The following is a 12,079-nucleotide window of genomic DNA, read 5'->3' on the forward strand; positions in this document are numbered from 1 at the left end:
TCCTTAATAAACGTATTTTGTTTTCTTTATGAGTAAACTAAAAGCAATATATGCCATCAACGATAAAACAACGGGAACAACTACTGTGTGCATCCCAAATAGATTGCCGTAAGCCGCATTATAAAAATGAATAATAATATAGGAAACAATCCCAGTAAACATCGATGCAATTGCCCCGTATTTATTGCCATAAGACCAGTAAAGACCGAGCACAACAGGCCAAATGAACGCTGCTTCCAGTCCTCCAAATGCAAATAAATTCAAGAAAATGAGCAAGTCAGGTGGATTCAAAGCCAATAAAAACACGATTGACCCTAAAACAGTCGTCACTCCAAAACTAAGCCTTTTAACTGTCTTTTCACTTGCATGCGGATTCATATAGTTCATGTAGACATCCTTTACAATAGAAGAACTCACTAAAATAAGGAGAGAATCTACCGTAGACATAATCGCTGCAAGTGGTGCTGCAAGAACAACTCCTGCAAGCCATGCAGGAAGGATTTTCAATGCTACAAGTGGAATAACTGTATCTGCCACTTCAATTCCCGGCAAAATAGGACGAGCAAAGATGCCAATCAAATGCATATTTAACATGATAAAACCGGTGACAATTGTTCCAATTACTAATGCACGATGCATGGAACGGGTATTTTTATACGACATTGCACGCACTGCCATTTGCGGAAGGCCAACGACACCAACTCCGACAAGTATCCAAAAGGATGATACATATGCAGCGGACAAATTCCCTTCATTGCCATACGGGGTTACAAGGTTTGGATTTTCTGCGAGCAAATCTTGCATAATATTAGGCACGCCACCACCAGCTATAATGACAGCTATTAATAAAACAAGCGTCCCAATAACCATAACTCCGCCCTGCACTGCATCTGTCACTGCAACTGCGCGGAACCCTCCAATTACTACATATACTAGCACAGAAACTGCAAATATAAAGAGTGCCGTCGTATATTTCATACCTGTTAGCGACTCGATTAAACGGCCACCACCAACCCATTGCGCAGTCATCGCCGAAAACAAAAAGATGATCATACTAATTGCTGAAAGAAGAACAACAGCCGTGCTATTGTAGCGCACTTTCAAAAAATCAATAAGTGTAATCGCATTATATCGACGAGCTAAAATAGCAAACTTTTTTCCAAGTATAAGCAACACAAAATAACCTGTTACAACTTGCGTCATTGCGAGTAAAACCCAGCCAAAGCCCATTGTATAAGCAGTTCCAGGTCCACCAAGAAAGCTAGATGCACTTCCATATGTTGCAACCATCGTCATAGCAAGAACAAAACCACCAAGCTCTCGCCCACCTAAAAAGTATTCTTGCAGAAATCCTCCCGTCGAAGACCCTATTTTTCTGCTAGACCAATAACCAATGAAAAAAATAATACCTAAAAAGATAATCATCGGGATGATAACTTGAATATTCATGACTCATCCCCCTCTTCCTCAAACGAAACATCCTTTAATATGTATTTTGCTAAAATAATTACGGTAATAGAAATTAGGATGAATCCAACAATACAACTATAGAAAAACCAATCTGGGAAGCCAAGTATGTATGTGTACTCCTCTACCGGTCGCGAACCAAGTCCATATGCAAATCCGAACCACCATAGAAAATGGACTACTGCCAGCCCGACTCCTATAAGTGCTTCCCGATGCGCAATCTTAAATCTTGGATCCATAAACATCCTCCTGACAATTTACTTATTTTGTTTAGTATAACGAAATTGTTTTAATATGCACAAAAAAAGCGTAAGCGCCTATGTCTGCCCCGACAAGCACGTTCTTCTGCTACGAGTAAGCGCAGGTGCAAAATGGGAAAACGCGAAGAGGCAGCTCCCCAGTCACCACAGCTATGTTCATTGCGTCGAGTAACCGCAGGAGCAAAGTCTTTCTGCGACGAGTAACCGAAGGATTACCTTTTCACATTTGCCCCTAGTGGCTAGGCGCTGAATCTAAACAATCACTGAGTTTGAAAGCATATACTTTCTGATTGGTAAAAAAATGAGCCATCACAAGCGATAGCCCATTTTCATATTATATCATCTATTGTTGAACGGTTACTTCTGCATATGCCCCAACTTTCATCCATTCTCCATCTTTTTCTTGGAATGTTGGATGAACGACTAGCAAATAAGCAGCTCCTTTTTCAAGTGGCGTTTTTGGCTTTATCACGAATTGTGTTTCTGACTTTTGCTTTACTGTCACTGGAACACTTTGCCCACCTAATTTAACAAGCTCTAACTTTTGCGATTGTCCTTTGTCAGCGACAGGCATTGAAAATGTTACTGTAAATTCTTTCGTCGTCGCTACATTCGAAAGAGCACTCATTTTTTTGTACGTTTTATAAGTTGCAAGTAGCGTATCTTCATGTGCTTTTGCAAGCTCGCTCCCTTTTTCTGTAACAACTTGCGGCGTAATTCCAGTTTTATTGATAATTGTTCCTTTTGGTCCTGTAAAATGAGCAGTTGTTAGCTTTAAATAAGAGCCATCAGAAAGAGGATAAAATGATTGCATCGAACCTTTTCCATATGTTTTCTGTCCATATAATGTAGCCGATTTTTGATCCAATAAAGCACCAGCTGTCATTTCTGATGCACTTGCACTATATCCATTAACAAGTACTTTTGTATTCTTAGGAAACAAAGAAGTGCTTTTTAATGAGCTAACAAGCTGTTCTTCATTGCGCAGATTCAATTTATATGCGTAAGGACTGTTTGGAAATAAACCAATTAACTCCTCCGCGGCTTGAACATAACCCCCTCCATTATTCGTCAAATCTAAAATGAAAGAAGTTGCACCTTGCCTCATTAAAGCCGTTTTTGCTTGTCTGACAAGTATTGCACCATCATCTGAAAATGTATTTAGCGAAATATAGCCCACATTTCCATGAAGAAGCTCTTTCGTGACAATTGGTACTTGGAACTTTGTTCGCGTTATTTTGAACACTTTCTTTTGATTCGTAGCTTTTAAAACTTCCAATTGAACTGTTGTGCCTTCCTTCCCTGTTATTAAAGAAGACGCTTGCTGGACAGACATATTTTTCGCGGAAGTACTATTAATCGATAAAATAATATCTCCAGGTACAATTCCAGCTTTAATAGCGTTTCCGCCTTCGTACGTATTTACAATTAGTATACCTTTTTCGTTTTCTTCAATTACTACACCAATTCCTGTTGTTGTGTTGTTGATCGAGCTTGTATAAGCTTCGAATTCTTCCTTCGTAAAATATGTCGAGTATGGATCTAGTTGTTCTACAATTTTATCAATCGACGTGATTTTTTGTAAGTTTTTAGGAAACTCTCCCATATAACTTTCGGAAACAATCTTTTTTACCTCGTCTAACGGGGCACCTAACGCAGAAGCGGGTACACTGAACATACTGAAAATAACTAGCAGAATGGCTAAAATAGAAATCTTTTTCATTACAATTCCCCCTTACATCGTACTTAAACTTATATTAACTGAATTATCCATTTCATGCCATCCAGATGATAAATAAAAACAATCATGAATGTTACATCCTTCATGATTGTTTTAAAGTATATATTCATTATTTCATCTCAATAAATTTAACATCGAGTAAGCTTGCTGCATATGCAATGCTAGTACATATTGACTCGCTTGCATTAATATATTCGCTTTTGTGAATGCCATCATTTCTTTTGCAATATCTGTATCTCGAATTCTCGACTCGGCATCGCTTAAATTTTCCTCCATATTAACGGCATTGTTATAGGCATGCTCTAAGCGATTCGAATAAGCTCCCATTTGGGCACGTTCGAGTGATACTTTCTCTAATGCCTTATCCAAATCTCCGATTGCTTTATCCGCATCTTCTCTTGTAGAAATAGATAAGCTGTCGAGGCCTATAGCAGTTGCTCCCATATCGCCAAAAGTAAGCTCGATATGCTGTCCTGAATTTGCACCAGCTTGAATTTTTAATGATGTTTGAGAACCGTCTAATAGTTTTTTTGTATTAAACTCTGTATCTTTTGAAATTCGTGTTACTTCTTTTTTTAATTCTTCAAATTCTAGTGCAAGTAGTTTGCGATCATCGTCTGTTAGTGTATCGTTTGCAGATTGCACGCTAAGTTCGCGCATTCGTTGTAAAATTGCATGCGTTTCGTTTAGCGCTCCCTCAGCCGTCTGCAAAAGTGAAATTCCGTCTTGAATATTTCGAGCTGCCTGCCCTAATCCTCGAATTTGCGCACGCATTTTCTCGGATATAGCTAATCCAGCAGGGTCGTCGCCTGCACGATTAATACGATAACCGGAAGTGAGTCGCTCCATCGATCTATTTGCAATTGCCATTTGATTATTCATATTACGAATAATTGATAAACCTTTCGAGTTCCACATTCCCAGCATCGTATCATCTCCTTTGTTGTTCTTATTATTTAATATATCGTCTAAAACTCCAGAACGTTTAGAATAGTTGAATTAAATGATTTTTACGCACAAAAAAACCTAACACATCCCACTGCGTTAGGTTCGCTCCAGCAACTTTTAGGAGTGGTCGATTTAGATGAGATGCTGAGCATTTGTTACGCTGATTTGCTAGCTAGACTTACCAATCAAGTAACTATCTTTAGTATACATGAATCTGAATCAAATGGAATATATTGGTCAAAAATTGCATTTTGGTGCAAAGATTGCCCTAATAATTTCATTTTGACTATGTTTTGCTATCAATAATTCAAATTTGATTGCATAAAATGCATCTATTTTAGGCATACTAATAGAAACTATTTCTTTTTATTTTCGACATATTATTTAATAAGCTATATTTCCTGGGAAATCAACAAAAAAGGAGGGCGTTTGACATGAAGATTAGCAAAGTATTTCAGTTAAATTGGGGGGACGTTTTGTTTGGAGTACTTGGATCGAGTAGCTTTGTTTTATTTCTCTACTTTTTTACTTCCTTTTAATATTTTTGGCACATAAAAACACCTACCGATTTTTATACTCGTTAGGTGTTTTCTATTTGTAGAAAAGTATCAACATAATATCCTCCGTTAAAGTTGTTTGCTTGCTATTAACTCATTAAAAAGCAATGCATTATGATGAACAAGCGCGTAATCAATCATTCGATTATAATTTTCCTCTTCCAACTGCTCTATGACCTCATCTGTTTCCTTCTTTGTTTCATACGACTGTTCCCCATTCGTGTCGATTAGAGCTTGCAGATGAATGTGTATATCTGAAATAAGCAATAGTTGATAAAGCGGCAATCTAATAAATCTATTTTCCTTTTGGAACACGAAAACATCCGATAAGTTTTCCACTTGCAATGTTTGTGCATTTACAATGATTTCTTTGCCTTCCACTGGTATGAAATGAAACAATTCTCCATCTTTTTTAATCGTGAAATATTGATACGCAAATACTAATTTTATCCGGTTTCCCTCTAGCTTCGTATAAAATGGTTTCATTAATTGTACTTGCAGCATATCTACCCCTCCTATATATTGAATTTTCTGAATACTAATAGTTTATCATAAAAATGAGTTTTCGTGTAGCTTGAAAACCCCAAAAAAGCGAAATATAATCTATTTCGCTTTAAGTAGCTAATGTATTTTTGCTGGTCTAGGTCGATCTCTTCCTTGGACATACATTAGAAATCCAAATCTTTTGGCGCTATATTTTATCGCGAATGTTTGAAACACTTTTTGGAGTAGAATATGATTGGCAATTTTTTTATTGCTTTCTACTGAAAATGACAGTGTATTGCTATGAAAGTTGAGTTTTAGATTATACATGATAAAGTCTTCTGCTACAATTTGATTGATATGCATCATTTCTTTCCTCGGATGCCGAATGAAAAATTTCACATTACTAGTATTAGTACCAATGATTTTTACTTCTTCTAGTCTAATTTGCTTGTGTAGATCTAAAAAGTCAAATAAATTAGGTATGTAAAACCTCATTTTTTCTATAACAACAACAACCTCTTTTCTCTCATTATTGTAAATGATTGTATAGTATTTTACTTTATTTATTTCGATATTCTTGTTTCATTGATAGGGGGAATTTTATGCCTTTTCATGAACATATTTGTGAATATCGACAACAAATAGAAATTACACAAACAGAAGCTGCCCTACGTTTAGGTATCGACCATTCTGTATTATCCAAATACGAGTTAGGAACGTGTGAGATCCCGATTTATTTATTGCCTATTTTTAAAAGGGTATATAGTATCCCAGACATTCTTTTCCTTCAAATGTTAGATGACAATATTTCGATAAGGAAAAATTCTAGTTTACAGGCTCAAGAAAATATAGCTAGATATTCAACTGAACTTCAAAATGAATTACAACCACTTTATATAGGATCAAAAGAATTCCGCACTTTCGCTTTACGTGTTTCTCTACTTAACAATAAGGAAATAAAACAACTGCTAGAAGATTTGATTTAAAGCTTATTTATATGCGCTGCGATTACTATTCGCATGATTGCATATAATATAAGCTTTTTCTATTTCTTTACAAAGCTACGCCATGTGGCTTTTAATCGGTATGGTTTATAAGTATAATAGAAGGAAAGCCTTTTTTCTTAGGAGAGATCCGTTTGAACCTTACTACTTATCAAAAATTAGCAGCACATTATGAAAAATATATTAACCATTCCATGCAAGCATTTGAAAAAAAGCTCAATCCAATTATTTCGGAGGATGAAGAGCTTATTCGACGTGCAGCATTTTTTGTTCGCAATGGCGCTGTGTCTATTGCTAACTATTCTCCACAAAACCACACAATCTCTTTCGTTGTACGTGATGTCCACAACATTGAAGTATCATACAATATTATTGAAGATGCATTTACATGTCCTTGTCCCATGCATAAACCTTGTCGACATTTTGTTGCGTCCGTTTTTTATTTGTATCAGCAAAACGAATCTCTTTCTACGTGGATATCGAAATGGAAATCCGAAGCAGATCTAACACAGTTAGCATTACTTCGCGATGAACGTAGCCCTGAAAGTTGGAATTTGCTCATTGAAAACTTTTTTCGTAAGTTTGTTTCCAGTTATCCACCCACAAGCCTATATGTTTTAGAATTTGCCATACATGATTTAAAAACACAAGTGCGTAAATCACGTCCTTTTGAAAGAGAATGGCAGCCCATTTTCGATGTTTACGTAAATCTAGTTTTGCTCATTAAAGTTTGGCCATTTTTAACGCCATTCGCTGAAACGAATATGCGCAATCGGGTCTATCATTTTCTCAATGAATCAATCGATGAAATAGACAAACTGCTCTCTCAACTTGCAGCAAAGCCTAGATTATTTGCTGCTGATACATTTTACGAAGAAATGATGGATCTTGTACATCATTTCTATTTCGACATGGATAAGTTCGTTTCCTATCGAAAGCAAGTATATCTATCCTTTTGGGATACACTTGTAACTGACAAGGCAAGTCGTGAAAAAGAAGTTTCTTTTTTACAATCCCTTGAGAAAGAAGAAGATGGATTTTCATTAAATATGGTTTTGCCTTATTTTTATCTCACTTTGTCCAGAACAGACGAATTACTTAAAGCTGCCGATCAAATTGAAGCAGGTCAGCTGTTGGAATGGGTAGAAGTTTGCGAAAAGGCTCTTCATTCGTCCAATAAAAACTTGGTGAATAGTCTAGCACGTAAACTGTTACCTCATATTTCCTACTATTTAAATGAAGTAATCCCTAATCCATCTCGTGTCATGCTTATACGTAGACTTGAGCTTCTGTACACGACTATTCAATTAGAATCGGAAGAACTCGAAAACTTATATCAATCATTTGGGCTATATGGAATTCAGTCCTATTCCAATTTACTTTTAAAAGAACAACGTTATCGTGATTGGATGGCATTACATCAATCTGCAAATTCATCGCTTGAATATGCAGAAGCATGTGGACTATCTATTGTGAAAGAACAAGCTCCAGAAGTATTACTTCCACTTTATCATCACTATGCAATGCGTTTTGTTGGTGAAAAAAATCGTTATAGCTATAAGCAAGCTGTTCGAATTTGGAAAAAAATGAAGGCTGTTTCTAAGAAAACAAATGACACTGATTACTGGAATGCGTATGTAGACAATGTTCGAGAAAAATATCGTCGCCTTCGCGCATTGCAGCAGGAAATAGAGAAAGGAAACTTGCCACTATGACACAGCCTTTGTCTATAACAAAAGAAATTTCTTTAAATATACATCCATTAGAATATGGAAATTACCGTTTAAGTTCCTTTGATGCACCAGTCGAACAATGGGTTCCTTCTTTATATATGGATCATCGCGAAAGCTATTTTGGGCTACTTGCGCAAATAGAAGACAACGCACTAATCTCTACTCCAGTAGAATTAATGGAACTATTTTCAGCTAAAGCTCATCCATTTGTTAAATTTAATGGAAACGACATAGATTCTCAAAAATGGCTTTCTACGTTTAAAGGAGCCGCAATCGTTTGGCAAAAACCAAATTTATGGGACGATTTAGAAATAGACGGTGAATCTATTCAAGTTAATGCTGTATTAGATGAGGATAGCAAAACATTAATCGCAAATGCGGTCAAACAAAAGCTGTTCCAAGCGGGTTTGACAATGGAAGATGTGCCTTCACTCGTTCCTTTTTTTAAGGAAGGTGGCTGGCCAATTAAATCACAATCTTCTCATCCGAATTTATTGGTAGCACTAAGATTGTCTGAACCGGAAACGCTAGAAGATACATGGTTACTAGAAACGGTCGTTCGCGGCAAGAAAAGTAATGTTTACTGGACTCCAGCGTTTCGAAAGAAATCATTGCCGGTTCAAGAAGCATTACCTGATAAGTGGAGTGAATTTGCTGATTATATTTCACAAACACAGACAAAAATTTTCTCGCTTATTTCTTCCATTACAGCGTCAAATCCTGAAGCATTCTTTTCTTCCACATTAATGGACGAAGAAGTTCGCATTTTTCTTCGTGACGATTTAGTCAAACTGCAGGCTCTTGGTTTTGAAGTTGTACTTCCTGCTTGGCTAAAAGCAGTGAAAGAAACGAAGATGCGTGTAAAAACGATCGCAAAAACTGCTAACACATATAAAACTACTGCTGGTCTCAATGAAATTTTGCAGTTCAATTGGAGCTTTTCATTGAACGGACAGGAAATTTCGCAAGAAGATTTTCAACAACTTGTCAATGAAAATCGTTCCTATATTCAAGCAGGTAACGAATGGTTCCGTATTGATGCAGCTTGGATGCATGAAATTCGAGAGTTGATGAATAAATCAGATGCCGAAAATTGGACTGTGAAAGAGCTTTTATTCCGTGAGATTCCAGAAGAAATTGCCCTTGCAATGGATGATGATGATGCTTCAACTGAAGATCCTTTATTCCAATTTGAGTTACAAAATTCACTCAAATCACTAATGGAGCAATTACAAGAGAAAACTGGCTTTCCTGCCGTTGAAGTTTCTCCAAATCTATTGACATCTTTGCGTCCATATCAGCAATTGGGCCTAGAATGGCTTGTATTTATGCGAAATGAAAGCTTTGGTGCTTGTTTAGCAGATGATATGGGACTCGGTAAAACAGTTCAATTGATCTCTTATTTGCTTCATGTACACGAGAAAGATGATGGGTTAACACCTTCGTTAATCATTTGCCCGACTTCTGTTCTTGGGAACTGGCAAAAAGAAATAGCTAAATTTGCTCCTTCGTTAAAAGTACAAACGCATTACGGCTCTGCACGTACAAAAGAGGTTGATCTAACTGCCGATGTTGTTCTTACTACTTTTGGTACGGCCATGCAGGATATTGAATCCCTTCAAGCGATTAAATGGTCTAGTGTTACATTAGATGAAGCACAAAATATTAAAAATATGCATACGAAGCAGTCTCGTGCAATTCGTAAGCTAACAGGTGATCACCATATTGCATTGACTGGTACACCTGTGGAAAATAGATTATCCGAGCTATGGTCGATTTTCGACTTTATTCATAAAGGCTATTTAGGCTCTTATCGAAAATTCCAGGAAAATTATATCGCGCCAATTGAACGGGATAATTCGGAGTCACATAAGCATAAGCTACGTGTGAAAATCCAACCTTTCTTATTACGAAGAACAAAGCAAGACCCGGAATTACAACTGAACTTACCAGAAAAACTAGAGCAACGTGAGTACTGTTCGCTAACTACAGAGCAAGCAGCACTTTATGAATCACTTATTCAAGAAACCGTAAGCAAAATTGATACACTTTCAGGTTTTGAGAAAAAAGGATTAATCTTAAAAATGTTAAGTAAACTTAAACAGCTTTGTAATCACCCAGCCCTCTATTTGAAAGAGCCTTTCGATGATGCGGAAGATATGCTTGAGCGTTCAGAAAAGCTGGCACGAATCGTCACACTTGCTGGTGAAATTGCAGCACGTGGTGAGCAATGTCTTATTTTCACGCAGTATATTGGTATGGGACATTTACTACAGCATTGTTTAACGGAACTGTACGATATTGATGCACCATTTTTAACTGGTAGTATGCCTAAAAATCAACGAGATCACCTGGTAGAGGCGTTTCAAGCCAAAGAGTTCCCAGTATTTCTATTGTCTTTAAAAGCCGGCGGAACTGGCTTAAATTTAACTGCTGCAAGCCATGTACTGCATGCAGATCGTTGGTGGAACCCTGCGGTAGAAAATCAAGCAACCGACCGCGCATATCGAATTGGTCAAACGAATTTCGTCCATGTGCATAAGTTCATAACTATCGGCACAATTGAAGAAAAAATTGATAAGCTACTTGTTGAAAAACAAGCTTTATCAGAAGAATTAATCCACTCAAGTCAGTGGATTACAGAAATGTCCGACGCTGATATAAAAGATTTGCTCACATTGACTATTTAGTTCATATGTTTACAAAAAACCTGGCCGCGCTTCTTCGGTCAGGTTTTCCTCTCTTGTATAGCTTTTATACTTTGTATGCTTCATGTTAAATGCGGTCTGGTATTGCTTTATACTGGAAGTTGATTTGGATGTATTGCTGGAAATTCAAAATCTATGTCTGGTTTTTTGTCTTGTTCTGTCTGCTGCTGATCTTCTTCGTCTCGTTTCTTCGTTGCTAAAAATCGGATGTCCTCCACAACTACTTCTGTTACAAAAACTCTTACGCCTGCCTCTTTTTCATACGATCGTGTATTTAATCTACCTGCAATCCCAACAAGTGATCCTTTTCCACAATACTTTACTGTTAATTCAGCGAGCTTTCCCCAAATCGTGCATAGCACGAAGTTCGCATCATCATTTTTATATCCTTTACTTACTGCTACTATAAAGCTTGTTTGCACTCTCCCTTCTGATAATTGTCTGAGCCGTGGAGCTTTTGTCATTCTTCCGATTATCGAAACTGTATTCACTTTTTCACCTCCATTTCCTTAAGTAAGTTCATCATAAATGCTAAGTAAATTGTTGGCAAAAGCTGATAATTTGGTTTTGGTGGGGTTTTATTACCGAAAATGAAGTTTTCGTTTGTGTATTTATGGGACAAGTCCAGTTTTATCAAATCTTTGTATTTTCGAAAAAAGAATTTTAGTAGTTTTGATTTTTTTATTCATTTTTCATCAAGTTTGTTGATTATCCTGTTTTTAGGAATTTGTGCTAATAGAAAAAAAACGAATACCCTTTAATACTAAAACACTCGTTTTCGACTTGCATTACGTATTCATTCGTACTTTACATAAAATGCGTCTTAGTGGTAGTTTCCGCTACTGGGGTGGACGCTTTCCGCGGGCGTTGCCTCAGCCGCTTCCTTCGCATGCGCTCAGTCCAGGGTCTTCGACTAACGCTTTTCCCGCCGGAGTCGCCACCCCTTTCGCTTCAATCCAATGGAGGTTGCTACTTACTTAGAATGGAAGCGATATTTCATAGAAAAGCGAACGAATGAATAGTTTTCCAGCTAAATACGAAGTGTGGCAAATATTTAGGTAAATTCAACTAGACAAGTATTGAATAAGTGCAAATTAATCGTCACTTTTATAGATAAGTCCAAATCTCCATGAATAATAACCTATATAAAAAGCGAAACACTTGTTGCCTTAGCG

Annotated in this window: 9 protein-coding genes; 3 read left to right on the plus strand and 6 right to left on the minus strand. The window is 37.0% G+C overall.

Going from position 1 to position 12,079, the window contains the following annotated elements:
- Positions 1-3: 3 nt before the first annotated feature.
- The 5 genes from panF to RUH95_RS20665 form a co-directional block, all read right to left on the minus strand.
- On the minus strand, positions 4-1,449 hold the full coding sequence (gene panF, locus RUH95_RS20645; protein ID WP_313894796.1) for a sodium/pantothenate symporter: 1,446 nt from the start codon (positions 1,447-1,449) through the stop codon (positions 4-6).
- A complete protein-coding gene (locus RUH95_RS20650) occupies positions 1,446-1,712 on the minus strand; it encodes a YhdT family protein (protein ID WP_397469532.1) in 267 nt (88 codons plus the stop codon). The genes panF and RUH95_RS20650 overlap by 4 nt, the downstream gene beginning before the upstream one ends.
- Positions 1,713-2,070: 358 nt before the next feature.
- Entirely contained in the window at positions 2,071-3,450 is a 1,380-nt protein-coding gene (locus RUH95_RS20655; protein ID WP_313894798.1) for a S41 family peptidase, read from the minus strand.
- A 132-nt stretch (positions 3,451-3,582) separates the two neighbouring features.
- Positions 3,583-4,395, minus strand: coding sequence for a flagellin N-terminal helical domain-containing protein (locus tag RUH95_RS20660; RefSeq protein ID WP_313894799.1), 813 nt, complete (start codon positions 4,393-4,395; stop codon positions 3,583-3,585).
- Between the two features lie 647 nt (positions 4,396-5,042).
- Complete coding sequence (locus RUH95_RS20665; RefSeq protein ID WP_313894800.1) at positions 5,043-5,477, minus strand: transcriptional regulator; 435 nt, start codon at positions 5,475-5,477, stop codon at positions 5,043-5,045.
- A gap of 584 nt (positions 5,478-6,061) precedes the next feature.
- On the opposite strand from RUH95_RS20665, the gene RUH95_RS20670 reads away from it, so the two are divergent.
- The 3 genes from RUH95_RS20670 (at position 6,062) to RUH95_RS20680 (ending at position 10,886) form a co-directional block, all read left to right on the plus strand.
- On the plus strand, positions 6,062-6,445 hold the full coding sequence (locus tag RUH95_RS20670) for a helix-turn-helix domain-containing protein (protein WP_313894801.1): 384 nt from the start codon (positions 6,062-6,064) through the stop codon (positions 6,443-6,445).
- A gap of 152 nt (positions 6,446-6,597) precedes the next feature.
- Positions 6,598-8,178, plus strand: coding sequence for a hypothetical protein (locus RUH95_RS20675; protein WP_313894802.1), 1,581 nt, complete (start codon positions 6,598-6,600; stop codon positions 8,176-8,178).
- A complete protein-coding gene (locus RUH95_RS20680) occupies positions 8,175-10,886 on the plus strand; it encodes a DEAD/DEAH box helicase (RefSeq protein ID WP_313894803.1) in 2,712 nt (903 codons plus the stop codon). Before RUH95_RS20675 ends, RUH95_RS20680 begins: the two co-directional genes overlap by 4 nt.
- Positions 10,887-10,993: 107 nt before the next feature.
- Here the strand turns inward: RUH95_RS20680 and RUH95_RS20685 are convergent, their stop codons facing one another.
- Entirely contained in the window at positions 10,994-11,395 is a 402-nt protein-coding gene (locus RUH95_RS20685) for a single-stranded DNA-binding protein (RefSeq protein ID WP_313894804.1), read from the minus strand.
- Positions 11,396-12,079 lie beyond the last annotated feature (684 nt).

It is taken from the genome of Psychrobacillus sp. (assembly GCF_032154225.1).
Lineage (GTDB): Bacteria > Bacillota > Bacilli > Bacillales_A > Planococcaceae > Psychrobacillus.

Bases quoted from the DNA above. Each gene is read 5' to 3' on its own strand.
- panF (WP_313894796.1), bottom strand. From the start codon at position 1,449: ATGAATATTCAAGTTATCATCCCGATGATTATCTTTTTAGGTATTATT.
- RUH95_RS20650 (WP_397469532.1), bottom strand. From the start codon at position 1,712: ATGTTTATGGATCCAAGATTTAAGATTGCGCATCGGGAAGCACTTATA.
- RUH95_RS20655 (WP_313894798.1), bottom strand. From the start codon at position 3,450: ATGAAAAAGATTTCTATTTTAGCCATTCTGCTAGTTATTTTCAGTATG.
- RUH95_RS20660 (WP_313894799.1), bottom strand. From the start codon at position 4,395: ATGCTGGGAATGTGGAACTCGAAAGGTTTATCAATTATTCGTAATATG.
- RUH95_RS20665 (WP_313894800.1), bottom strand. From the start codon at position 5,477: ATGCTGCAAGTACAATTAATGAAACCATTTTATACGAAGCTAGAGGGA.
- RUH95_RS20670 (WP_313894801.1), top strand. From the start codon at position 6,062: ATGCCTTTTCATGAACATATTTGTGAATATCGACAACAAATAGAAATT.
- RUH95_RS20680 (WP_313894803.1), top strand. From the start codon at position 8,175: ATGACACAGCCTTTGTCTATAACAAAAGAAATTTCTTTAAATATACAT.